Raw genomic sequence first — 26,357 nt, forward strand, 5'->3', positions numbered from 1 at the left:
TTGCATGTTTTCTTCTCCTTTACGTTTGTCGGATGACTAAATTCGTAGCAACCATTATTTTTGTATAAGGTAACGCTTCATCTTGTTTTTCATTTTCTATTAGCTGAATCATCTGCCTTGCCGCTGTCATTCCCAATTGACTCATATGATGGTCAACTGTTGTTAATGGGGGATCCGTAATCTGACTTACAATTGTGTTATCAAAACCAACAATCGCTAGCTGCTCGGGTATTACCACCTTATTGATGCGTGCAGCATTTAGAACACCTACTGCCATAAAATCATTACAACATAATATTGCATCCATTGTCATAGACAATTCCTGTTTTTCAAAAAAAGGCAGGGCACATTCTTTTGCTTGATTAACTGTCTCTAATCCATTGCCCTCTTCGATTAATAACACCTGCGGCTCACAATCCATCTCTTTTTTACAAAAGGATTTATATAAGGCTTCTTTTATATCGTATGAATGGCTTTTTTTCCCGCGCATAAAAGCTATACGCTTTGCCCCTTTATCTTTTAAGTACATCAAGGCTTCTTTTGTGCCTGCATAATCATCATTAAGAACAAAGTGGCATTGTATACCTTCATGATACCCATTAATAATCACAAGGGGAATGCGCTTGGATATCCCTTCGTAGTAACCGCTTTTTATATTTTCATTACGTGGATTGATAACAATTATTCCATCGACACTTCGATTCAACAGTGAATCGATCATCTCACGTTCATTATCCGGTTGTCCTTTGGTATTACATAAAAAACTTCGATATTCTTTACTTCCCATAAAATTGTCAATCCCTTTAATGACTTCTGAAAAGAAAAGGTTTTCTATGCTAGGCGTCAAAACACCAATGGTTTGCGTTTTGTCCTGTATTAAACTACGGGCTAATAAATTCGGTCGAAACCCCAATTCTTCAATAGCTTTATTCACCCGTTTTGCGGTTTTTTCACTTACTGGATAGTTTTTATTGATGACTCTTGATACGGTTGTTATCGATACATTAGCAAGTTTTGCAACATCTGTAATTGTCGACCTTTTATTCTCCATGTATTCACCACCATTCTAAATAGAAAAGGTTTTCTATTCTTATTATATATTCCTTTTTATATGAATACAAGATAGAAAATTATTTTCTTTCTTTAAAAACCTCTTGTTTTCTTATATAAGATGCTATACTATAATGTATATTATACATTTTTCTAGGAGGTTCTATGGCAAAAATCATTTTAACAGGCGGTGGGACAGCAGGACATGTCATTCCTCACTTTGCTCTATTACCCTATTTTCAAAAAGATAACATTGACCTTATATATATTGGCTCTAAAAACGGTATTGAAAACAAATTGGTTCGCGAAAAATCTATTCCATATATCTCAATATCCAGCGGCAAACTTCGGCGTTACTTTGACATCAAAAATTTTACTGACCCTTTTCGAATTGTTGCTGGTTTTTTTCAATCCCTTTTTCATTTAGCCAAACATCGACCGGACTTAGTATTTAGCAAAGGAGGATTTGTAAGCGTACCTGTCATTGCTGCTGCCTGGGTTTTACGTATTCCTGTGATTGCCCATGAGTCAGATATGACACCAGGACTTGCAAATAAACTCGCTACCCCTTTGTCCAAAAAAATTCTGACGACATTTGAAGAAACTTTAGCGTATCTGCCTAAAAATAAAAGCGTCTTTACCGGCTCACCTGTTCGACAATCCCTTAAAACTGGAGATAAGCATATCGGTTATGCTTTTACAAAGCTGAACTTGCATAAGCCTATTATAATGGTTATGGGCGGAAGCCTTGGTGCGCAAAAAATTAACCGCATCTTGCGTGAAGCCCTCCCATTACTCCTTGAAGATTTCCAAGTGATTCACTTATGCGGATCTGGCAACCTTGACTTAACTCTTGAGGATAAAGAAGGTTATGTTCAATATGAGTATATTGGTAAAGAACTTCCACATTTATTTGCTATTACGGATTTTATGGTTTCTCGCGCAGGCTCAAATGCTATTAACGAGTTTGCATTTTTACAGTTACCAAGCCTTCTTATTCCATTATCAAAAAGTGCTAGTCGTGGCGACCAAATTCTAAACGCCAATGCCTTCGCATCAAAAGGCTATGCTCAGGTACTTTTTGAAGAGCGTTTAACTGTATCTACATTCGTTCAAGAAGTCCGTGGTTTTTATGAAAATCTTGACCACTATCGTATACATTTATCAACGGCCAAAGAATCTAGTGGAACTGAAAATGTATACTCCGAAATAGTATCCGCGTTAAAAAAAGAGGTGTAAATCATGTTAAAACTGACCAAAATATCAAAATTTATGATTCTTCTGGGTATTGTTTCCATTATTATATCTATTTTCTTCAATTTTTATTTTTTTAATCATGAGCAGCAGCTTATGGCAAAATCAACCGAAATTGTTGAAAATATGAATAATGAAAGCATCCAGCTTGATCTCTCCCTACGCGTACTTAACAATATATTACAGCAACTTCCAACACCTGCTACACCTTCTGATTTACCTGAATCTCTAGCTGTAGCCTATCATAAGAACCTTGGATACTTAATGGGACAGCTAAACTATATCAGTGAAAATCTCACCACCTTTGAAGAACTAATTGACCAGTCACACCTTAATGTATTTTTAAGTTACAATGCATCCAATCAGCGCTTGCACGATTATGCCTCTGAAATCGAATTATCCCTTCATTGGCTAGACAAATATTCTCAAGAAACGATTGCATCCCAACAGTCAAAATCCGCTGATTCTGCACAAAAAGAGTACCATGCTTTACGTGAAAATATTGACACACTTTCAACGATTCATAAAGACCTGTACAATCAATCGATTAACCATGCCAAAATAATGATTAACGGTGCTTTTACTCTTTTAGTTATATTTATCCTATTACTAAGTACCATTATTTTAAAATTACTCAACACAAACATACGCTATCTTACCGAAAGTATTCAGCTTGTTGAACAAAATGATTTTGATCGAAAAAAACTTCCAAGCTATTCCCCGTTATTTGCTGAAGATGCTCATGTTATTCGCTTAGTCACCAAAATAATGGATGAAAATGCTGTCTCAAATCATATCAAAAACATTGTCATAAACACCTATGATATGGATGATATGCTGCACGAGCTCTTTCGGATTTTTAATGAATTTCTTCGTATTGATCGAATTGGTATTTGCTTTTATGACTCCATTAATAAAACCCTCATTGCCGAAAGTGGTTTTTCCAAATATTCAAATATACTTCTTGGCCCTGGATTTTCAATACAAGCCGAAAAAAGTAGTTTGCTCTCCATCATCAAAACAAAAAAAGGTCGTATTACTAACGATTTAGAAGCGGCTTATAAGCATAAACCACAGAGCAAACCCTTAGAATTGATTACCCGTGAAGGTCTAAAATCAAATATGAGTATTCCGTTATTAATTAACAATGAAGTCTTTGGAATCTTGTTTTTTAGCTCGACATATAAGAATCATTTTACAAAAGATCATCTTAGACAGGCGTCTAAAATTGTTAATGAAATTTCCGGATTTTTTAATCGTTCCTATCTCCTAAAAATGGTCTTTAGCCGATTTACATATAGCTTCTCAGCTCTTGTCAACGAACGGGATTATGAAACCGGCGGACACCTAGATCGAATGACCAACTACTCGACACTCATTGCAGACAAACTGCGGGAAAAAGAACTGCCTAGCCATGAAATTCGTCGCAATATGATTTTAGATATACAAAGATATGCGGCACTACACGATATCGGAAAAGTTGCAATTCCTGATCATATTTTGAAAAAACCCGGAAAGTTTGATGAAGATGAATGGGAGATTATGAAAACCCATGTCACTGTGGGTCAAAATATCTTTAAGGACTTACGAACAGAGCTTCAAATGTTTAATAAAGATTTTTTCAAAGTTGCAGAAAATATCATTGCCTATCATCACGAGCGATGGGATGGTACTGGGTACCCTCATGGATTAAAAGCCTTTGAAATTCCTCTAGAAGCAAGAATTGTCGCCCTTGGCGATGTGTTTGACGCACTTACGTCAAAAAGAGTATACAAAAAAGCCTTCACCATAGATGAGGCTCTTAAGATTATTCAAGAATCCAAGGGGACGCACTTTGACCCTGTACTCGTTGATATATTAATGGAAAATCTAGATTCTATTTTGCATATCTATCATACGCAAGATGAATCTGAAGGGTGAACAACTCCAACAAACTCAATATACTAAATCTGCTTTGATATTGCTTCACCAATAGTTTGTAAAGTGGTATCATCAACCTCTTGGGTAACCCATGAAATATTGACTTGATCGTCTTCAAATCTTGGAATCAAATGCAAGTGAAAGTGATTGACGGTTTGCCCGGCTACAGCGCCATTGTTTTGTAATATATTTAAACCATCAAATCCAAGAACTTCTCGCATTGCCTTAGCTACAATCGTTGCTAAGGCAAAAATTTTACCTGCAGTTTCAGCATCTAATTCATAAATATCTTCAACATGCTCCTTTGGAAGAATAAGCACATGCCCTTTTGCTGACGGAAATTTATCTAAAATCACTCGAAACTCTACATTTTCAAAGAGTGTCACCGAATCCATCATTCCATGTGCAATGTTGCAAAATATACATCCTTGTTTCATAATTAACTCCTTTCGTCTATCTCTTCTCTATATTTAGACTTCTTCATAAATTATACCATTAGTTTTGGTATCGTTACAATGAAAAAAGCTCTTCAAATTTGTAAAGTAGTGTAAAGTCGCCTTTGGCTTTTATCTCTCCTGTCATAAAAGCTCGTTGCATAGTCAACTTTCCATCAATAATACGCTTAAGGACACTTTTTCGTCCCATAACTACAACATCGCTCTCACCAATCTGTCCATAATACGAACGAATATGCTGATTGCTTAGTTCCAGAACCGTATTCTCACGCGGGTCATCCTCAACGATGATTTGTATTTTGGCCGTCAGCGCTTCTTGATTTATATAGCTTTCTTTAAATCGTTCCGGCCAAGATTTTTCACTTTTTATGGAGGCTGCAGATAGTTTCTTTTTGAACAAGCTTCCTAATTGGTGTATATCTTCTTGCTGCTTTTCAATATACGAATCATAATTTTCAATAATTCCTGTGTTCTTTTGCTTTGTTGTTTTATCACTTTCTATTTCCACATTGGGATGGATATTTTGAATATCTTCAACAGGTATTTCAACAAAAACTTTTTCTATCTTATCGCTTCTTGGAAGCTCACCTTTTTTTTGCTGTACGCGTCTAAAAAAAGCCTCTGCTTTTTTATCAATACCAAATAGCCACTCAAAGTTCGTTTCCAAAGATGCTGCTGATTCTATGGACGCTAATATATTGCCACCTTCAACTCCACCTAAATATTCCCATGATTTTAATAAATGGGTATAGGCTTCAAACTCATATGCCCTTCTGGATATAACGATTCCCAGCATCGGACATTTATCAAAAACGCTGTTTTCTCCACGATAAAAGCACTGATCTAAAAATGCCTGCATCCGATGTCCGATTCCATACCATTCGACATTAACCGCTAGAACAACACCTATGGCTTTGCTTATATAACCTAAAATCGTTTCCATAGAATCATTGGATTTATATAAATCAATGCGGTGAATCGTCACTCCCAGTTCTGTTAAAACATGACTCACTCGTTCTAGAGCAACTAGAACCGGATCATCCACATATCCTTCTCCCCCATATATCACGGTAATACATTTTTGTTTTTCTTGAAGATCGGCTTCACTGCTTTTTAAACGTATTTTTTGAAAAATCCTTTTTTTACTCTTTTCCTTCGTTTCTTCTTTTCCTTCGCTTACAAGATTATCTGTCACTTTCTCCTTAAAGTCAAAACGTTCTTGCGCTTTTTCTCCCATTAACAATTGTCTTATTCGTTCCATTTCTCGCTGCATAACTCTATCTAAATCAGGTACAAACTGTTTTTGTGATGGATGTGGCAAAGGCAGAACTTTGTAACTTTTTCCGTGGATTCCCACAACAAATAGCTGATCTTGTTCACTGTTGACCATCAATGTTTCATCTCCAATTAATTGTTGGAGCATTTTGTTGCCAAGCGTAATAATCAGCTTTGGATTGACTAATGCAATTTCTTTTTGTAAATAGGGCATGCTTAGAGCATATTCTTCTCGTGTTGCCGCTCGCGAAACCTTGACTCCATCTTTATTTAATTGATAGGGTCGATATTTGAGTAAATGGGTCAAATACACTTGTTCATAGGAATACTCGATTGCATCTAAAAACTTGGATAATTTCTCTCTTTCGCCTTCTAATAAGTTCTGACGATACAGTTGTTCCTTTTCACTTGTAAATTCAGCAATAATCATAATATCGCCATCTGTATCCCCTTCACCTAATAACAGTGAATTCCCTTCACCTATTTTTTCCTCCATCTCCAAAGCACATGCATCATACATCTCACGAATTTTATCTTGTTTCATCTTTGCTGCCTCCTATTTCTTTTCGTCTTCGTCGTACGATTGGAACACTAATACATATGCCACCAATAAATCCTCCAACATGTGCATATAAATCAACATTGGGACTAATGACACTATACACAATTCCATATATGAAAAACAACCAAATAATATAATGATTAATTCCATCCATGGAATTATTCATAGCACGCGATAAGACAAGCGCTGCACCAATAATCCCATAAATCGCTCCACTAGCTCCTGCTGCAATAATATATGGTCCAGTAAAATAATGATATGCAAAGCTAAAAATGCTTCCAACAATTCCAGCACCTAAGTATATCATGAGAAACTGCTTCGCTGATATATATTTTTCCAAACGTGATCCAAAGATATAGAGTCCAAACATATTAAAAAACAGGTGCATGATGCCAATATGTACAAACATTGCGCTAAGAAGCCTCCAATATTGCTGTGTTCTGACAATAAAATCAACTTGAATCGCACCAAAGCGCATCAAAACATTGGGATCTGTGGAGCCCCCATTGATTTCCATAAATATCCATACAATAACATTGATAATCCCTATCGCAAGGGTAGTATAATGGGCTTCTGTTTCTTTTTCTATCGCATAATAGTTTTGCTTTTTTTCTTTCAATAATATACGTAAGTCTTTTTCAATACCCATAATCGAATTAAGTTGATGCTCAGGAATCACAAGCTTTCGTTGGAGGGAGTCAATAAACCAGGCCACCTCAATCGTTGTTGCTTCAATATTTGGCATCTTATTATAATACGCATATATTTGGGGTTCCCACTCGCCCACAAACAAGTTCAATATAATCACACGGTCTGTATGAAATTGTTGGAATTGACTCGAAAGATTTTGCATATAGAATGCATATCGATTTATATCCAGCTTATTGGCTTTAGTCCCATGAAGTATACTTACAATATAATAACTGCTTTTTTGATATAGGCTATATAGTGCATGCTCCTTTGAATCTGTTGCTATCTGTTGATAATTCTTCGCCTCAAAATAATCTTTAAGTAACTGATAGTCTTTTAAACTCTCTTCAGACATAGGCGCCTCCTAAACTATAGTATTCAAATCTATAGTTATATTCTAAAGGAGTTCATTCATAAGTCAATAGCTAAATCCATCTTCATTATTCCTGAAGGGATAATTCTATATGTCTCAATCCCATCTAAATAGGCATAGGACTTCGGATCATAAAATATAATTATGCCTACATCGTCAAAGACATAGGTTGATGACTCCCCTTCAAATTCCGGCAAATTAAATCGCATCCTTTGTTTTTCTTGACTGTTTTGCTGATAAGTATTTAACTCTTGTTCAATCGTTTGCATGATTATTGAATTCTTATGGTTTATTTCTGCACTTTCTTGCGTCACTAAACCTGTCGAATAATTATATACCCACTTTTTATCAGAAAGCGTATAATACTCACAGTGTGTCGTCTCTTGCTGTGTATAAAATGTTTTTTCCCCTAACGTGTTTTCCTGTGGATTATATAAGACAATCCCATCATATTCAACAAATGCTATGAGTGGAAAATCTTGACGTGTATATCTAAAATTGCGCATTGTCAAGCTATCAAAAAAATTACGAATCACTTCTTGATATGCAATTTGGATATGATATGCGTTGTGACTATCATATGCATAAGTCGAATATGTTTTTAATGCAAATCCCGCATCATAACTTGCTTCATCAATACTTTGCTCTATCCATGTCCTTTGGCGTTCCATATATTTATGTTGCGTATTTTGAATAGAGCTTTGCATAAAAAAGGGCAACATGATTAATAACGCTAATACACTGTACTTAACCATTCCCATATCGGACAATTCCTCCACTTACAATATATATTTCATTACTCTTTACGCCACCAATATCCAAGATGTCACGAAAACTTTGACTTTTGGTTACCGATGTGTTGCGAACACGCACATAAAAAAAGTCTCCTGAGGATAGACGATAGGTTCCGTTCGCTTGAATCCATGCATATATATCCTGTGTATAGACCCCTTCATAATAGACCTCCATACGTCCATCCTCTTCAGAAAATCTCTTTTGTTGATGCTCTAATTCCACTTCATAAGTTAATCCCGACGTTCTTAATATATGGTTTAATTCATCCAACATTGGTTGATTGACTTTCCCGGATTCTCGAATCTTTTGACTTAGTTCATTTGTCTTTGCCATCACCAGATTATATACAATGTCATCTTGACGCTGATAACTATATATCGTTGGTGCAACAAAAATAAGAACAACGCCTAAAATCAAACCAAAAATCTTCCACAAACTTTCCTCAATCATTTCTCTACTCCTTAACCTCAATAATTTCAAGGACCATTTTTTCACGCAGATGTTCAGCCTCAGATGTCACATTCAAATAATACTTTTTGTCTGCTTCTAATGTGTGCATAAACTCTTGAAATCCTTCCAAAGATTGATTTTTTTCAAAGGTTTTATCCACTGCCTGTATAATAAGCTCCTCACTAAAGCAATAATATCCCCCCACTTCAATGCGTAGCTCCTCATATGTCAACAGCTTTGAATGTTCTATCTCTTCGACCCACACCGTGTCAATAAGCCAGTTATTTTTTTCTTCTTGACTTTTTTGAACCGATTGATAATACCGTGTATATTGACTATGTTGTTCAAAAAAACTAAACAGCCCCATGAGCATAATCATAAATCCCGCTATAATATATAATAGTTTAAATATATTGTGTGTCATTATTGCTGTTTGGCCACTATGCCTTTGACAACATCATTCTTATCATAGACAAGCTGTGTCATAAAGCTTCCTTGGGGATTAATATATTCGGATGCATCCACATCTTTGGATTGTTGTAAATCCTCGTCCATAGCTGCTTTTGTCTTTTCAGATAACGATCCGCTAAGGACATTCGACGAAATAGTTCCACTACTAATATATTGTGTTGAGGATGGATGATTGGTGTGTACCTCAATAATAAATGATCCACTTTTGGGTTTATGCTGTTTAATCGCATTAAGTACGTCGCCTCCGGTAACCACCATATTATCAAATTTTTCATACTGTATACTCGCTAATTGCTCTGACATGGAATCCAAGTGCTCCCCTGATGCATCTGCCAAATTTTTTCCTTTGTTAAATAAAAAGAGCCCCGTACTGACAATCGCTATAAACATCATGACACCAACACCTAACCACAACGCTTTTTGAATATTTTGATCCATAATTTTCTCTCCTTTTTTCCTTTATATTTTTTATTATCCCATTAATTGATAAAAAAACTTTTCAAGTTCAGAAATACTGGACATAATCATTGGTATAATCATATATAAAATAATTAGACTATACGCAGGTAAAAATCCAATATTTTGCCCAATTACAATTTTCCGATTAATGATTTGATCATTTAACCATTGCCGACGCTCAATATAATAGCTCTTATCCTGAACTAATTCGTCAAAAGCCTCCTGGATACTAATATCTTCACTCGCAATGGCTAGTTGGTACATTATCTTTTTCATCTCCGGATGTTCCACGCCTTCGCGCATGTTCATAAAAATTTTGTAGGCACCCATACTCATATCCAGCTGGCATCGACTTAGTGTTTCTTTATAGTAAGTGGAGTATGCTGCCATCCAATCACATATTTCTTCTGTATTCATCCTTGGATGATACATTAGCATTAAAATAATGCTATAATACCCTGCAATCTCATCCTCGACCTCCATTCGTTTAATATATTTCACCATCTTTTCATTGATTTGCGGCAAATGATATCCCACTACCCCCACCATCAGACATAAAATAATTTGCCACCAGGCAAAATAGATATTGTTATATGCAATAATTTTTTCTTGAATATGCTGGCGACGTTCTGCCAACTGCTCTACGCTCAGTTGCTCCTCTTCTTCTAGTGTTGAACTAATCCAATCATCCACCGTAGCATCCGAAGCCTTGCCATCACTTTTTTGTATAAATGCATAATCTCTTAATGATTCCTGACGTCGCTTATGTTGTATCTCCATTGGGAGTGTGGCACCTAAAAAATGATCCTGGTAATATATCTGTGTTGATAAATTCTGCCTTTCACTAATCAATATGGAGATTACAATCAGAAAACTAATCCCCGTCGCAATGATTCCATATAACCATTTTCTCTTTTGTTGTTCACTTAACGGAAGTTGTATTTTAGCAATCCAGCGCTTCATTTGATTCGCTTCAGGGAAAAAATCATCTAATCGTTGAATCCTATTTAGAATAATCATCGCCAAAAACATAATACCAATGGTTAAAATCTCAATATATTTTCCCGCCATACTATTGTAAAACAACCCTAATGGTGCAAAATTCCCTATCGCCCAATTTTTAAGCATTGTAATTAAAAACAGAGGGATAATCGCAATAATATTCATACTTTTTAATGCGTAGTTCAGTTTTTTTCTTTTAATAAGTTCCAGCTGAACGTTCTTTGTTAAAAAGCTCAAGTTGGTTAGATAGACACTTTTTCCATCTTCCTGCTGATCGCCATATTCATAGGTTAAATGTGAAAGGTTAACAAACATTTTTAAATACGGGTTAGGCGCAATCTCAAAATATCTGGTCATCGCATATAGTGGGTCCACATCTGAAAAGATCTCATAAATATGCTCTGCCTGTACGGTCATTTCGCGTTGATGGATCTCCATTTGTTCTAACGCAGAATATATTCCATCATCAATCGTTCGATATTCATAAAAACCTTGTCGTACATATCCCATAAAAACTATAAACTGCTCTAAGAGCCGATAGTGACTCCTTCCAATAAAATAATCAAAATAACTTTCTGAAATATACCACAAAAAAAACAAAAATATTGCTGTATACAGTGGATTTTGAGTCATACTCCAAAACGCAGCTAAAGCAACAACATATACACTTAGCAGTCCTAAAACAACAAAAACAGATTTTTTTGATAAATAGTATACATCTTTTTCTCCAATAAATTGATATCCTGTCTTTATTCGTGATAAAAACCCTCTTATAATAGGTATGCGCATTAAGAAGCGATCTATTCCCACATACATTTTATACGATTGTGCATTAGATATTTTGGAATGTTGCCTCCGTTTTTGTACTTCTTTCGCTATCGACTCCATCTTTCACCTCACCCCACTGCTGTTTTATAAACTTCACAAATTCTAAACGGTCTTTTTCTTCCATATTTTTATGCATAAGTTCCACTTGCCCTTGCGTTATCGGATTGATAAATATATAACTTCCTTTTTCATAGCGTACAATCACATTTTCATAGTAAATTTCATTTGCTTTTTCCCTAGTTTTTTCTCCATCTTCATATAACACAAGTTCAGAAATACGTTCAATGTAACGTTGTCCATTTGAATTTTTATCCATGTGGATTTCAAAGTCCAGCACACGAACCACTTGCTCTTCAGCAACTTTCTCATCTCTAAACACGTCACACTTTAGCAAACTGTTTCTCAAGGACAAAACAAGGTCTTTAAGCGTTTTGGCATGATGTGTAAAGAGCGTAAAAAGCGATGCCACTTGAGCCATCTGCAACATCAATACACTAATTTCGTCTGTTGCGATTTCACCTAATATATTCACCGTTCCATCGGTCTTTTTTTGCAAATCTAGCCCTGCCTGACCTGAGACGGTTTCTGTTTCTTTAAACGTCAAAATATTTCGATACGGATATAACTTTCTTAAGTGCAGTTCAAAGGCCATCTCTTGAACTCTTAATGTCAATGTTGGATAAATATGCTGAACCAAAGACATTAGTAGCGTTGTTTTACCTGATCCTTGCGAACCTGTGATTGCTGTTATTCGAGCACCACGCATTAAAAAAATCATTAGGCGAACAAGTTCTTTTGCCCCTTCCCCTTGAAAAAGCTGCTCCAAGGCAATATTTTTCAAATGGAATTTTCTTACGAAAAATGCCCAACTCTCACTAAAGGGGGGTCTTACAACAACAACTCGTGAGCCATCTTGCATTTCATTGACTTTGTATCCAATATTTTCTGAAAGCTGCCCTGCCTTATTGTAACGATATATATTTTGACAAATACGTTTCAACTCTTTTGGATTACCAAAGGACAAAAAAGATAAATGGATCGATTTCCCCTTATAAAAAATCCATACACTATCAAAATTTCTTGGCAGTGATTTTGTTGCTTTTAAACGGTTTGGCAGTACTTCCCAAGATGTATCAATCACACCTGACACACCGCCGGATATTCCATCAATAGCCATATCACGGATTTGATCGATAACTCCAAATCCCTTATAATTTTCATATATTCTTTGTGCGATAATCGTAATTTTATCTTCAAAGGAAAGGGCAACATGCCTTTTTCTATATGCTTCAACCACTTGCTCTCTAGTGACTCTATACACTGGAAGTTCCTCATGTTCGCTATATTGAAGTTCATCCCATTTTTCCTCTTCAATCAATTGACTTAAAGCTTGTGTTCGATATTGTCTCCAATAATCAAATATCAAAATATCAAACATGTCTTTTTCCGAAAGAAACTGCGGTTGATCAAAATAAATAACACGATTGACTTCATCTTTTTTAATCAAATACTTAATCAGCAAGTCACTAATCAAGTCCACAATATAGCTTTTATCATCGATACTTCCATTCGTACATCCTTTGAGTGCTTTTTTTAACTCTGTTCGTTTGTTGATTTCTCGTTCATAGGTTTCTTTTGAACCAAAAATATTCTCAAACTGCTGGGTTGTCAATTGATACATAAGCTGTCGAATCTCTTCTTGGAGATAGTCTAATTCAAGATGATCCCGATTTCTGGATTGAATCAGCTCTGTCTCTTTATCTAATTGCTTCTTCATGATTAATCCTATGCCAAGCAGCGATCCCATAAGAAGCAGTATGCTAAAGATGAAGTTCAGTTGTGGTCCCATATGTAATCTTCTCCTCCCCAAATGCCAATATACGTTCCACTACTTTTTCTATCGTCTTTAGAAAAAAATGTGCTTCATAGTTTTTTCGAGCATAGCTTAACCTTAAGACATAGTCCACTAAATTATTTTGATTGGATTGCTCAATAATCGCCGGATAATACGGAACATAAATCGGGTCTAGCGCAAGTAGCTTTTTCTTAAAGGGCTTCACAACGCTTTTCTCCCACTTATTAATCACAAGGACTTTTGGAATTTTACTTATTAATTCTTTTTTTTCTTCACAAATACTACTCAGTTTTTCAAATTGATATCGATTAGCTTCACCTACAATAACAATGACATCTGTTGTTTTTAAAAGCTGTTGTGCCAGTGGGTGTTCCAAGCTTAAATCACAATCAATTACAGAAATATTATAGTAAGAATTCACTAATGACAGTAAGTACTCAAATTGCCGATGGTAATCCGGGTGATCTGAGAGTACCTTTCCACTTTGGAGTAAATCTAAATTCGAATGGGCTAACAGTGAAAAACAATAATCCTTTATCATATCTTTTGTTAGCTTTCCATTTTTAATTCCCCGAATTAATCCTTCAATATTTGACTCCCCAATAAATTGATCCAGTTCCCGTTCAAACGGTTTTAGACTGTAATGTTCAAGGCTTTCATCCCTTAAAAGCGAGGAGGTCAGAAATGTTTTATACCCTTTTTTACATGCAATTAATGTTGCAATTAAAGTGGCTAATGTTGTTTGTCCTGTTGCATAATTTGGATCAGACCATATAACGACTTGCATAATACTCCTCCAATACTTCTTCTTCCATCAAACTTAACTTTGTCAGTGCTATGTGCTGTATTTTTTTTCTATAATAGCGTGATAAGCTTTTATAAGAAAATGATTGATTGTATTCATCTTCAAGTTGAACAATATAATCATGCTCTCTAAACTCTACGCTTATGATTTCGACACTTTTTTTAGTACTTTTCCCTCGTTCTAAGTAAGCTTTGATATATTCAGATGTAATGGAACTATCTTTAAAGTATTCTAAGACAATAATTGTAATTTTCTTTTCTTGTGGCATTGTCCCAATATGGTTTTTTAGCCATTCTAAAGAAGCTTTTCGCGTTGTAATCGCATAAAAAACTTGTTCTTCTAATTGCTTTTCTTTTTTTTCTCGTATTTTTCGAAGTTGTTTGATTAGACGTTGTTTTTTTGGCAATACATTTTCTTCAAAATACGCTAGCCCCTGAAGAAAGTATTGCACTGCTTGAACCTGTTCTCCAATAATCTGCCCCTGCATTGTATCCTCCCTAAAAACCAATTGACTGTGCTGGCGACGCTTCATTTGTCTGTGCTGGCGACGTTCCATTTGTTTGCACATTGATGACTTCTTGACCTATTGTATCTTCTGTATTTGTTCGTTCCATATCTATAGATTCCTCAGACACTTGAGAATCACTCCCCTCATCTACACCATCAAGTACTTCTTGATTTTCCTTTGCATCTTGAATGGTTTTTTCAATATGTGTAAATGAATATGCCTTTGATTCTTGATCAAAGAAAGTATTAAGTGTCTCATCAAGTAAAACTCTTTCTTTATATACCTCTTCGTCATTATAACTTGATGTTAAGAAACCTATTGTATTTGGATTTACCGGGTATTGATTACGAAGTTGCTCTCCGATGTATTCTCGCGTATACCTTTGTGTATCTTTTGTGTAATATAGACGTGTTCCCGGATAAATATTGACATCTTCTTTTGCACTTGACAAGCTAACGATTTCGTTATGGTTTAATTGTAGTGTCGCTCCTTGGCGCTCTTCATAGATCTTAGTCAGTAGCACATTTTCTAAGACTAAGAAATCCTGTCCCGTAGGATAATGAATCCTTAAATTGATTTGCTCTGCATCTTGAATAAATTCAGGAACTTGAATATCAAGCATTTCTATGGATTCTTTTACCTCTTCTCGCCGCTTTTCTTCATAAACCATTGTTTTTGTCGCAATCATATTAAGGGAACTATCACACTTTATTTTTTTTCCTATAAGCTCCTCCGGATTAAGAATACGTTGGTCAGGAAGCAATGTTTGGTCCATCATTGTTTCCGAAAAATCTTCTGCTACTACAATATCATTTTCCTTTAATGCTTTAGTGAACACATAAGCTTTTTCTAAAATAATTTGTGGCGCTTCTTCTTCTTGATTTTCTTCTGCACTATACTCCGTTTGTCCCTTCACTAACCATTGAATTGCTTTTGGGTTGTTTAAAAATCCAAAAATATACACCAACACAACACACACCAAAGCAAATAAAAAACCTATCACTCCCGCTATAATCATATTCTTGTGACGCTGCCGCAATACTGTCATACGCTCCTCCTATACCCCTAATATTATTTCTATTTCTTGTTTCATTTTCTCACCCCATGCAAACGGATCTTTATGAAATGACACCGTTTCTATACGTCCTTTAACTTTTTGCTGTAAGTGCCTTTTTTCTTCTTTTGTTCCACAGGTTAAAATGAGTATGAGATCTTTATATTTTTGTATATTAACATGGGCAATCTTTTGATAGTATTCTTCAATTTTATGGTATTTCCAGTCATTGCCTCTGCCAACGACTAGCTGCATATCCATTTGATTAAACATATCTTCCTTCTTTTTTTCATGCTCCCCAAAATCTACAATAACGACTTGATAACCACTTCTTCGAACGAAAGCAATCCGTTCATCGTTTCCTTGTTCATAATAATGGACTCGACGAAAGACATAAGGTTCATTGAAATCATGGCTGCTTTTTGATACTCCCTCCTGCCCTTCATATGTTCTGCGTATCATCGCTATTGCGTCTTGATCGCCCCATTCAACAACAGCCACTTTACCCCGCTGTTTTGAAAAATAGCGCGCCAAAAGTAGTGATGTATGTGTAACACCAGCACCTTTTTCCGTACCAATCAAACCAATCATTATGACTTTATGCTTTTCTGAAATTTTATTTTGAATTTTTCGATGTCGAAAAAAGTTTCTGCCGTGACGGATGCTAAGCATTGCTCTCCCCTCCCCCAATCATTAAAGACTTCATTATAAAACTGTTGATATCTTACATCCTCAAGTGCCTCCATTTTGTCGTATGGATAATCATATACATAGATATGCTCTAGAGAATGGTTAAGCTCATCAACTTGGTTTTTATTGCTATGATTAATGAAATAGACAGTCCGTTTAGTCGTGTTTTCCATGAAAAACTCTTCTAGTCTGCTCATCTCCCATGGTGCAATTCCAGCAACTATAATATTATATGCCCCAATAAAATCTTGTTTGCTTTGATTATCGTGCGTTCCAAAATCCACGACTATCCAGTCACACGCTTCGAAAATATCTTTGAATAATACACCAGTCCCTCGACGTTGCCCAGTACATGAAAGTATCGTCATTGCATTCCATTTTAATAGCCCCTCTTCTATTGTCGCGTCATGTGTATATTCCAAAGACATCAAGTCCTGGTTTTCACTCATATCGACAACAACACATTTTTTTTTGCATGCTAATAGATACTTTGTCAATGTTGTTGAAACATGGGTTGCTCCTATACCTGATTTAACTCCAGATACGCATATGACCTTATCTTTATAGGCAGATAAAAAAGTATCAATAGATTCTTGAGTCTGGATTTTTAATGTTTTTTCTAAAGCACTCTTTAATTGGGTAATGGATGCATACCGTTGTTCAATATTAAATTGACTCGCTTTTTGTATGATTTGCTCAACCTCTTCACCGACATCATCTCGAATAAATCGAATAGGTTCTAGGCGCGAAGAAACTTCCTCAAGATTTTTACGCGTCAACATAAAATAGAGCAAAATTCCAACTCCAAAAACGTCTGTACGCACATCTGTCTGACCCATACCGTATTGCTCCGGTGCTGCAAATCCTCGCGTACCCAAGTACTCTGTATCTGCATCTTTATTGCTTTGATAAAATCTGGCAATGCCAAAGTCAATAAGGTGTACTTTGTTTTGATTAGACAAGATAATATTATCTGGCTTAATATCTCGATAAATTAATGGATTGTCAAAATGTGTATGTAAATATTCAAGGACACAACAAATATCGATAGCAATTTTAACTGCCATGACTTCTGACATGACACCTTTTTCTCGAATGATTTCTCCAAGTGTCTTGCCTTCAATATATTCTCGAATAACATATGTTGTCTCCGCGTCAATAAAGACATCCGTAATTAAAGGGATATTTTCATGATTCAGTGATTTTAAAATTTGGATTTCATTTGTATAGATTGGATTCCTTGAACATATTTTTTTTATGATCCAAGATGAATGTAAATAGATATGTTTTGCTTCATAAACCGAAACCGCCTCCGATTCTTTGATTACTCGGATGATTTCGTATTTATCAAATACAACCTCTCCCACTCGCATAATTTCTCCTTAAAAATATTCTTCCCTCTTGTCGTGAAATAATTAACAGGTAATTATTTCCATAACATGTCACGCTTATGTTCTCATGGTGCCCTCATCTTTAAACATTATATGATGTCTTTATATAAACATCAAGCCTATTAATATGGTACTTATTAACTATATTTATTAGGACTATATTACTATTCACGCCGTCAATCTACCTATTTTTCTTAGGTCTTAAGCCCCTGTATTAAATCGATTGAACGTACTCTTATCAAAAAAAATTCCTAAAAAATCGCCTACGACGATATTTCATCATAGGCGATACTATTCTATATTAACAACATGGTTTAACTGTCAAGACTTTGTTTCTTAAGCCTTACATTAATTTGTCAAATAATTTGCTGACAGATTCATTATTGTGGATTGCTTTAATCACATTTGCAAAAATGTCGCAAACACTCAATTGTTTGATCTTATCAATTTTCTTATCACTTGATAATTGAATCGTATCTAATACAACTAACTCTTCAATGGCGGATTTTTGAATACGTTCAATAGCAGGTCCTGAAAGAACTGGATGTGTACAACATGCAAAAATACGTTTTGCACCTTTTTCATGCATTGCTTGAGCCGCATTGCAAATTGTACCTGCTGTATCAATCATATCATCAACCATGATGACATTTTTACCTTTTACATCACCAATAACGCTCATAACTTCGCTAACATTAGCTTCTGGACGGCGTTTATCGATAATTGCCAGTGGAATATCTATCTCTTCTGCAAATGATCGGCTACGTTTTACACTACCGATATCTGGTGCAACAACGACAAAGTCGCCTTCAATTTCTTTAATCTTGTTGGTATAGTAATCAACCAACATAGGATTACCTAACATATGGTCAACAGGCATTGAGAAAAATCCTTGAATCTGAGATGAATGTAAGTCCATTGTTAACACACGATCTGCTCCTGCTGCTTGGAATAAATCTGCAACCAATCTTGCACTAATTGGGTCTCTTGCTCGCGCTTTACGGTCTTGTCGTGCATACCCATAATATGGGATAACTGCTGTTATACGTCCCGCAGAAGCTCGGCGTAACGCATCAATCGTAATTAATAATTCCATCAAGTTGTCGTTAACCGGATTTGATGTTGATTGAATAACAAAGCAATCAATTCCACGAACGATTTCTCCGATTTTAACAAAACTTTCACCATCACTAAATTGTCCTGCTTCACATATTGCCAATTCTCCACCTAGTGAACGTGCAATTTTTTGAGCCAAAGGCTTGTTTGAATTCCCAGAAAAGATTTTGATACCATCCACTGTTTTTACCGTACTGGTCATTAAATTTCCTCCTAATAAATCTTTGTCAGACAGCTGACTAATGTCGTTTCTTTTTTACCCAATTGATTTTGTTCTCTTGCCTACTTCTTGCGATGCCTAATGCATCTTGAGGTACATCTTTTGTAATTGTTGATCCTGCTGCAGTATATGCGTTTTCTTCTACTGTCACTGGAGAGACTAAGTTTGTGTTACAACCGATAAATGCATGATCTTTAATTATTGTTCGGTGTTTTTTAACACCATCATAGTTAACGGTTACTGTACCACAACCAAAATTAACCTCACGTCCAACATCTGCGTCTCCCACATACGTTAGATGTGATATTTTTGTCCCATCACCAATTGTGGAATTTTTAATTTCCACAAAATCGCCTACTTTTACATTTCGACCAATACTACTGTTTGGTCGAATATATGCATAAGGACCTACTGTTGAACCTTCTTCAACTTTACTTTCCAATATTGTAGAGTTTTCAACCGTTACGTTTGACTCAATAATTGAATTAACAATTTTGCTATTGGCGCCTATATGTGCTCCGGTTTTTATAATACTTTTCCCTTCAATAGTTGTTCCTGGATATAAAATTGCATCGGCTTCAACAACAACATCTTTGCCTATGTATACTTGGTTAGCATCAATCATTGTTACGCCGGCTTCCATCAGTCTATGATTAATCCGGTTACGCATAATGGTTGTTGCTTCAAAAAGCTGAACTTTGTTGTTAACGCCTAAAATCTCTGTCACATTCTCTATCGCCATTGCGTCAACTAATTCACCTTCTTTTTGGATGATACTTAAGGTGTCCGGAAGATAATATTCTCCTTGAGCATTATGATTGGTAAGCTGGCCAAGAGCTTTTGATAAAGCCTCTGCTTTAAACATATACATACCACTATTAATCTCATTGACTTTAAGTTCATCTTGCGTTGCATCTTTATGCTCAACGCTTTTAAGGAATTGTCCTTGTTCATCACGAATAATTCGTCCATACCCCGTCGGATCTGTAACATGTGTTGTCAAAACGGTTACGCCATGATTATATTGCTCATGAACTGTTTTAAGCTTAGATAAGCTTTCTCCAGTAATTAAAGGCGTATCTCCAAATAAAACGAGTATATTGCCTTCACCTTGAATAAATTCTTTGGCTTGCATAACTGCATGACCAGTTCCAAGCTGTTCATGTTGTATTGCATAAGACACCGGATGTTTTATGGTTTCCATAACTTCATCACGTCCATGACCAACAATGACACAGACTTCTTGTGCTCCTGCTTCATACGCTGCTTCAATTGCATAATCCAACATGGTTCGATCCAATATTTTATGAATGACTTTCGGCTTATCGGATTTCATTCGAGTTCCTGCGCCTGCTGCCAAAATTACCGCTTTCATAACGGACATTGTATACACGCTCCTTTTCCACAACACATTGTACAACAGAAAGCAACCTACCGCAAGTACAAATTTGAAATTTGTATCTTTTCAAGCAAAGACTAGGAAATTGCTTTCTGTCAATATTTTTCTAGTTAAATTTATACGAAGAAATTTTTTAATAACAGAACAAATCGACTCTGTCGCGTTATCTCGAAGAGATATTGTTCGCGGCGGGAAAGGCCCTTGACCCTTTCTGCTAAGTTTTAAAGCAAAAAGCTAAAGTAGGACTTTCCTAGAGATTAAAAAAAGAAACACCTCTATCCTTTGGATAGAAGTGTTTGCATATTACTCATAAACTTCTGACATATCGTTCATATCTTCGTTTTGTTCAGCAAGAGAAATTGTTTCATATTTTTCTAGTATTGATTTTTGCAATTTTTCTCGCGTCTCTGAGTTAATTGGATGGGCAATATCCCGAAATTCACCATCAAGTGCCTTTCGGCTTGGCATTGCAATAAATAACCCTTTTTCACCTTCAATTACTTTAATATCATGAACAACAAATTCATTATCAAATGTAATTGACACTACAGCTTTCATTTTTCCCTCTTTTGCTACTTTTCTTACTCTTACATCAGTAATCTCCATAAAAATGTACCCCTTTCTGTAACATGCTGTAAGTGGTATACCCCCACTTCCTTTATTAAATACTAATTCTATTATATCTTATATAAAATATGTTTTCAACTAAAAAAATATTTGTTCCTTATTCACAACAATCTTAGGTTCATGGGCTTCTCCAACATAGTGACTTCCATCGGCAATGGTACTTTTGCTATCCACAATACAGTTTTCTATTCGACAATGGTCACCTATATATGTCCCATTAAGAATAATTGAATTTTTAATCACTGTATTTTTACCTACAAAGACCTTGCGAAACAATAGCGAATTTTCTAAAGTTCCGTTGACGATACATCCTGAAGAACATAAACTATTGGACACCTTTGTTCCTTGGTTGAATTTTGCCGGTGGTTCATCCTCAACTTTAGATAAAATACTTGGACGCTCCTTGAAAAAATATGCCCGTAAATCATGATTTAAAAAGTCCATATTCACTTGATAGTATGACTCCAATGCAGCGATAGACATCCAGTATCCGTCATGAACATACGCCATAATTTTCTTTTGCTTTCTATAACGTACAATAATGTCTGTCACAAAGTCATATCGTCCTTCTTTTGCTGCTGCTTCAATCAAATCAATAAGTAAACGGCGTCGGATAATATATACTCCTGCTGAGACAAGATTACCTTGTGGATCAATCGGCTTTTCTTCAAACTCTATGATTCGGTTTTCTTCATTCAATACGACATGACCGAATCTTGATAAGTCTTGTGCCCTTTGTATCTTTTTACAGACAATGGTAATATCTGCATGGGAGTTGATATGATATTGTAATACATCATTATAGTCAATCTTACTGATTCCATCTCCTTGGGCAATAATCGCGTAAGGTTCATGGCTATTTTTTAAATAAGAAAGATTTTGATATATTGCATCTGCGGTTCCGCGATACCAAAGACTATTATCATGGGTGATATATGGGGTCAATAAATACAGTCCACCATGCTTACGACCAAAATCCCACCATTTTGCTGAACTTAAGTGTTCAACTAAAGACCGTGCATTATATTGGGTTACTACCGCCACTTTTTTTATGTTTGAGTTGGTCATGTTGCTAAGTGCAAAGTCGATGGCGCGATAACTACCTGCAATGGGCATAGCCGCTAAGGCTCGCATATGCGTCAGCTCTTTTAGTCGTTCATTTTTCCCTCCGGCAAGAATAATTCCTAATGCCCTCATATGTCCACCTCCTCCAATAAAATACTGTTGCCGCTTTCTAGCCGTTGCTGTCTATAATCATTTATTGTGGTTTTGCCGCTAATTGTACAATTTTTTCCAATCCATACATTATCGGGAATAGTGGCATCCTCTCCAACAACCGTTATCCCTGAATAATATATTTGAGGATCTAATGCATTGACTGTATTTTCCCCTTCCCCTATCGTAACGTTTTTGCCGATGATTACATCTTCGGAAATGACGCCTCGCTCTATTCTAGTATTTTCTCGAATCGTCGTATTTGACATGATGATCGAGTCCTTAATCATACATCCCTTTTCAATGGTCACATTGGATCCGATGACACAGTTAAATATACTGCCGTATATTTCTGTACCTTCTCCTAAAATACACCGGTCTACATTTGCAGTGTCGGCAATATATTGGGGCGGTTGAATTTCATTATTGGTATATATTTTCCAATACGCTTCATACAAATTAAACTCTGGAACCAGACTAATCAGTTCCATATTCGTCTTCCAGTATGACTCTAGTGTTCCTACATCTCTCCAAAAACCTTCAAATTCATATGCAACCACTTGATACTCCTGCTTTAAACAAAAAGGAATAATATGCTTGCCAAAATCACTGTTGTTATGATTTTTTTCTGCGCGTTTTAGGGCATTACGCAATACTTTCCAATTAAAAATATAGATTCCCATGGAAGCTAAATTATTTTTTGGATTTTCCGGTTTTTCTTCAAACTCAATAATGCGATGCTGGTCATCTGTGTTCATAATCCCAAATTGATGCGCTTGCTCATATGGAACTGGCAATACGGCAATGGATATATCTGCGCCGGTCAGTTTATGATTATTTAACATCATCTCATAGTCCATCTTATAAATATGGTCTCCTGATAAGACTAAAACATATTCAGGGTCATAATAGTCAATAAAAGGAATATTTTGAAAAATAGCATTGGCTGTTCCTGAATACCATGCTTCATTTTCACGACTTAGATATGGTGATAAAACGGTTATACCGCCAATGCTTTTATCTAAGTCCCAAGGAATTCCGATTCCTATATGTCGATTTAATTGTAGTGGTTGGTATTGTGTTAAGACACCAACTGTATCAATCCCCGAGTTAATACAGTTGCTTAAAGTAAAATCAATAATTCGATACTTTCCTCCAAAAGAGACTGCCGGTTTTGCTGTCTTATCTGTCAGTATCCCTAATCGGCTCCCACGCCCTCCGGCAAGTACCATTGCAACAACTTCTTTTTTATGCATTCGTCCGCCTCCTTTACCTTGTTGTTACGCTGGGTTGATTTTAATCTCTCTCTTATCTTCATCAACGCCATCATATTCAACGAGTGTATAATAATTCTTAATCAGTTTTTCTTTAGGTTCCTTAGTTGCTAAAACCACGGCAACTCCAATAATGTTAGCTTCAAATTCAGACATTAAGTCTGCCATTCCTTTTGCTGTCCCTCCTGCTTTCATAAAATCATCGACTAAAAGGATATTCGATTTTCTCTGAATCGAGCGAATCGGCATCGCCATTGTTTTTATGTTTCGTGACGATCCTGTCACATAATTCATTTGCATCGTCGTACCTTCGGATAATCTCGCAGATTTTCGAACAACTGCCACCGGGATATTAAGTTCATTGGCAATTGCCATCGCTAGTGGTATCCCTTTTGTTTCAATTGTCACGACATAATCAATTTGATGCTCTCTATATTTTGTGATAATGCATCTTGCCATTTTCTTTAACATTTTTGAATCAAAAAAAAGATCATTCATATAAACAAATCCTCCAGGAATGACACGTTTATAATCATTTAATTTATGGCAAATTAATTGCTTGACCTTTTCAATTTTCTCCTGTTTCATATATGCAGCGTAATATATTCCACCAGCCGCCCCTGAAACCGAGATAATCTCGCCTTCATCGTTTTTTCTAAAAACTTCTTCAATGAGATTAATATCTTCACTGAGTGTCGATTTTGCACATTGAAACTTTTCAGAAAAGTATTGTAGCGTATACATATGAAACGGATGATCTACAAGAATCTTGGTTATTAAACTAATACGTTGCGCTTTTGATAATCTATTCATTCTTTCCTCACTTAGGTCGTTTTCTTCATTATACACTAAGTTTTCTCATATGATAACCTTTTTTTCTGATTCATGCAGTTGCCCTTCGCTTAAGAATCGTTTACAATAGGAGATATTCTTATTTCATTTGATTGGAGTTAATTATGAAAAAAAATAATCTTGCATCATATCGACATGTATTTTTTATCGGTATCGGTGGTATAAGTATGAGCGGTCTTGCCGAAGTATTATTTAATCGCGGATTGACTATCAGCGGTTCTGACCAAAGCGCCTCTGACATTACAAACCACCTTAAATCTCTTGGTGCCAACATATATATCGGCCACGATAGCGACCACATCCATAAAGATATTGATTTAGTCGTATATACAGCTGCTGTTAAGGCAGATAATCCTGAGCTGATAAAAGCTAAAGCTTTAAACATTGACATCATGGAACGGGCTACATTACTTGGTTATATTATGGCTGATTATGCCCAGTCTATTGCTGTTGCCGGAACTCATGGAAAGACAACAACAACATCCATGCTTGCCCATATCCTCATGGCCGGACATCTTGATCCAACGATTTCTGTTGGTGCTATCCTCAAAGGTATTCATGGTAATTTTAAAATTGGACATTCCGATTATTTTGTTACTGAAGCATGTGAATATAATAATAGCTTTCACAAATTTTTTCCGACCATCGGGCTTGTATTAAATATTGAAGAAGATCATTTGGATTTTTTCAAAGATATCCATGCCATTCGAGATTCTTTTTATCAATTTATGCAAAACATTGATTCCGACGGTTATCTAATTATTAATGACGCAATTGACGATATTCAACAATTGACAGCGAATCTGACATGTGAGGTTATATCTGTTGGTTCCTTATCCAGTTCTACATATTCTTATGATAATGTCTCCTATAATAAATTGGGGCATCCAACATTTGATTTATATGAACAGGGTAAGTTTGTCGATTCCATTCATCTACATGTTACCGGTTCACATAATATTGAAAACGCCCTTGCCGCTATTGCTACCGGAAGGTGTTTAAATATTGGACTTGAACAAATCAAACAAGGTCTATTGGATTTTTCCGGAGCCAATCGACGCTTTGAGTATATTGGCACCTATAATGGAATCACTATTATTGATGACTACGCCCATCATCCTACAGAAATACGAAAAACTATTGAAGCAGCTAGGCATATTGACATTAATCGTTTATATATTGTTTTTCAACCCCATACTTACTCTCGGACAAAGTCTCTCTACAACGACTTTGTTGAAGCTCTAAAACTTGCTGATGGAGTAATCATCACGGATATCTATGCCGCTAGGGAAAAAGACCCAGGAGATATCCACGCTTCTATGATTGTTGAATCTTTATCAAATTTTGATGTAGATATTGTGTATATTGACGATTTTGATGAAATTTGCACTTTTATCCAAAAAAATTGTGTGCCCAACGATATGTTAATAACTATGGGGGCCGGAAACGTGAATATAATAGGACATATGCTTCTTAATAAATAGATTTCCACACTATCCACAATTTTTATTAAAAACTTGACAAAGAGTTTGTACAGAGAAAAGGTCATTCAACTTTTCTCTGTTTTTCTTTTTTTTCAAATTTTCTAGTGCTATTTCTAGCGCAATAAAAAAAAATTAAAATTGTCAAGGAGAATTTTTCTCTCGCTTATCCACATTATCCACAATGTTATACACTTATTTGCGTTTTTCATGCATTTAGATAACATATGACACCCTTGTCCCTTCTTTATAACATTTGCGCGCCATATTCACCTATTAAAAAGGC

Annotated in this window: 24 protein-coding genes; 3 read left to right on the forward strand and 21 right to left on the reverse strand. The window is 35.8% G+C overall.

Translation table 11 applies throughout. The features are described 5' to 3' along the window. Nucleotides 1-19 precede the first annotated feature (19 nt). A complete protein-coding gene (locus QBE53_13605) occupies nucleotides 20-1,051 on the reverse strand; it encodes a LacI family DNA-binding transcriptional regulator (protein ID WZL80824.1) in 1,032 nt (343 codons plus the stop codon). A gap of 164 nt (nucleotides 1,052-1,215) precedes the next feature. Here QBE53_13605 and QBE53_13610 point away from each other — a divergent pair, with 164 nt between their 5' ends. Then, nucleotides 1,216-2,289, forward strand: a complete 1,074-nt coding sequence (locus tag QBE53_13610; GenBank protein WZL80825.1) for an undecaprenyldiphospho-muramoylpentapeptide beta-N-acetylglucosaminyltransferase — start codon at nucleotides 1,216-1,218, stop codon at nucleotides 2,287-2,289. Between the two features lie 3 nt (nucleotides 2,290-2,292). Further along, nucleotides 2,293-4,224 carry an HD domain-containing phosphohydrolase gene (locus QBE53_13615; protein WZL80826.1) on the forward strand — a complete coding sequence of 644 codons (1,932 nt, stop codon included), beginning with the start codon at nucleotides 2,293-2,295 and terminating at the stop codon, nucleotides 4,222-4,224. Between the two features lie 23 nt (nucleotides 4,225-4,247). Here QBE53_13615 and QBE53_13620 read toward each other — a convergent pair whose 3' ends face one another. The 20 genes from QBE53_13620 to purR all read right to left on the reverse strand — a co-directional run bounded on the left by QBE53_13620 (nucleotide 4,248) and on the right by purR (nucleotide 24,551). Further along, a complete protein-coding gene (locus tag QBE53_13620; protein ID WZL83317.1) occupies nucleotides 4,248-4,664 on the reverse strand; it encodes an HIT family protein in 417 nt (138 codons plus the stop codon). 70 nt (nucleotides 4,665-4,734) lie between these two features. Next, nucleotides 4,735-6,498, reverse strand: a complete 1,764-nt coding sequence (locus QBE53_13625) for a uracil-DNA glycosylase family protein (protein WZL80827.1) — start codon at nucleotides 6,496-6,498, stop codon at nucleotides 4,735-4,737. Further along, the gene (locus tag QBE53_13630) at nucleotides 6,485-7,561 is read right to left on the reverse strand and encodes a rhomboid family intramembrane serine protease (GenBank protein WZL80828.1); all 1,077 of its coding nucleotides are present in this window, start codon (nucleotides 7,559-7,561) and stop codon (nucleotides 6,485-6,487) included. The genes QBE53_13625 and QBE53_13630 overlap by 14 nt, the downstream gene beginning before the upstream one ends. Before the next feature lie 56 nt (nucleotides 7,562-7,617). Further along, on the reverse strand, nucleotides 7,618-8,340 hold the full coding sequence (locus tag QBE53_13635) for a hypothetical protein (GenBank protein WZL80829.1): 723 nt from the start codon (nucleotides 8,338-8,340) through the stop codon (nucleotides 7,618-7,620). Continuing rightward, a complete protein-coding gene (locus QBE53_13640) occupies nucleotides 8,327-8,824 on the reverse strand; it encodes a hypothetical protein (protein ID WZL80830.1) in 498 nt (165 codons plus the stop codon). The genes QBE53_13635 and QBE53_13640 overlap by 14 nt, the downstream gene beginning before the upstream one ends. Nucleotides 8,825-8,828: 4 nt before the next feature. Next, complete coding sequence (locus QBE53_13645) at nucleotides 8,829-9,203, reverse strand: hypothetical protein (GenBank protein WZL80831.1); 375 nt, start codon at nucleotides 9,201-9,203, stop codon at nucleotides 8,829-8,831. A 44-nt stretch (nucleotides 9,204-9,247) separates the two neighbouring features. After that, on the reverse strand, nucleotides 9,248-9,733 hold the full coding sequence (locus QBE53_13650) for a hypothetical protein (protein ID WZL80832.1): 486 nt from the start codon (nucleotides 9,731-9,733) through the stop codon (nucleotides 9,248-9,250). 33 nt (nucleotides 9,734-9,766) lie between these two features. After that, nucleotides 9,767-11,644, reverse strand: coding sequence for a hypothetical protein (locus QBE53_13655; protein WZL80833.1), 1,878 nt, complete (start codon nucleotides 11,642-11,644; stop codon nucleotides 9,767-9,769). Then, nucleotides 11,589-13,433, reverse strand: a complete 1,845-nt coding sequence (locus QBE53_13660; protein WZL80834.1) for an ATPase, T2SS/T4P/T4SS family — start codon at nucleotides 13,431-13,433, stop codon at nucleotides 11,589-11,591. Before QBE53_13660 ends, QBE53_13655 begins: the two co-directional genes overlap by 56 nt. Beyond that, nucleotides 13,405-14,226, reverse strand: coding sequence for a hypothetical protein (locus QBE53_13665; GenBank protein WZL80835.1), 822 nt, complete (start codon nucleotides 14,224-14,226; stop codon nucleotides 13,405-13,407). Before QBE53_13665 ends, QBE53_13660 begins: the two co-directional genes overlap by 29 nt. After that, nucleotides 14,204-14,812 (reverse strand): hypothetical protein, encoded by a 609-nt coding sequence (locus QBE53_13670; GenBank protein ID WZL80836.1) that lies wholly within the window; start codon nucleotides 14,810-14,812, stop codon nucleotides 14,204-14,206. Before QBE53_13670 ends, QBE53_13665 begins: the two co-directional genes overlap by 23 nt. Next, on the reverse strand, nucleotides 14,742-15,800 hold the full coding sequence (locus tag QBE53_13675) for a hypothetical protein (protein WZL80837.1): 1,059 nt from the start codon (nucleotides 15,798-15,800) through the stop codon (nucleotides 14,742-14,744). Before QBE53_13675 ends, QBE53_13670 begins: the two co-directional genes overlap by 71 nt. Nucleotides 15,801-15,809: 9 nt before the next feature. Then, on the reverse strand, nucleotides 15,810-16,397 hold the full coding sequence (locus QBE53_13680) for a hypothetical protein (GenBank protein ID WZL80838.1): 588 nt from the start codon (nucleotides 16,395-16,397) through the stop codon (nucleotides 15,810-15,812). Then, complete coding sequence (locus tag QBE53_13685) at nucleotides 16,397-17,869, reverse strand: serine/threonine-protein kinase (protein WZL80839.1); 1,473 nt, start codon at nucleotides 17,867-17,869, stop codon at nucleotides 16,397-16,399. The genes QBE53_13680 and QBE53_13685 overlap by 1 nt, the downstream gene beginning before the upstream one ends. A 361-nt stretch (nucleotides 17,870-18,230) precedes the next feature. Further along, complete coding sequence (locus tag QBE53_13690; protein ID WZL80840.1) at nucleotides 18,231-19,205, reverse strand: ribose-phosphate pyrophosphokinase; 975 nt, start codon at nucleotides 19,203-19,205, stop codon at nucleotides 18,231-18,233. 37 nt (nucleotides 19,206-19,242) lie between these two features. Further along, nucleotides 19,243-20,607 (reverse strand): bifunctional UDP-N-acetylglucosamine diphosphorylase/glucosamine-1-phosphate N-acetyltransferase GlmU, encoded by a 1,365-nt coding sequence (gene glmU, locus QBE53_13695; protein ID WZL80841.1) that lies wholly within the window; start codon nucleotides 20,605-20,607, stop codon nucleotides 19,243-19,245. A 318-nt stretch (nucleotides 20,608-20,925) separates the two neighbouring features. Continuing rightward, nucleotides 20,926-21,228, reverse strand: a complete 303-nt coding sequence (spoVG, locus tag QBE53_13700; protein WZL80842.1) for a septation regulator SpoVG — start codon at nucleotides 21,226-21,228, stop codon at nucleotides 20,926-20,928. A 99-nt stretch (nucleotides 21,229-21,327) separates the two neighbouring features. Beyond that, nucleotides 21,328-22,446 (reverse strand): glucose-1-phosphate adenylyltransferase subunit GlgD, encoded by a 1,119-nt coding sequence (gene glgD, locus QBE53_13705; GenBank protein ID WZL80843.1) that lies wholly within the window; start codon nucleotides 22,444-22,446, stop codon nucleotides 21,328-21,330. Then, entirely contained in the window at nucleotides 22,443-23,720 is a 1,278-nt protein-coding gene (locus QBE53_13710; protein WZL80844.1) for a glucose-1-phosphate adenylyltransferase, read from the reverse strand. Before QBE53_13710 ends, glgD begins: the two co-directional genes overlap by 4 nt. Before the next feature lie 24 nt (nucleotides 23,721-23,744). Next, nucleotides 23,745-24,551, reverse strand: a complete 807-nt coding sequence (gene purR / locus QBE53_13715) for a pur operon repressor (GenBank protein ID WZL80845.1) — start codon at nucleotides 24,549-24,551, stop codon at nucleotides 23,745-23,747. Nucleotides 24,552-24,694: 143 nt separating this feature from the next. On the opposite strand from purR, the gene murC reads away from it, so the two are divergent. Continuing rightward, nucleotides 24,695-26,074 (forward strand): UDP-N-acetylmuramate--L-alanine ligase, encoded by a 1,380-nt coding sequence (gene murC, locus QBE53_13720; protein ID WZL80846.1) that lies wholly within the window; start codon nucleotides 24,695-24,697, stop codon nucleotides 26,072-26,074. Nucleotides 26,075-26,357 lie beyond the last annotated feature (283 nt).

The sequence above is a fragment of the Vallitaleaceae bacterium 9-2 genome (assembly GCA_038396585.1).
Lineage (GTDB): Bacteria > Bacillota > Clostridia > Lachnospirales > Vallitaleaceae > UBA1351.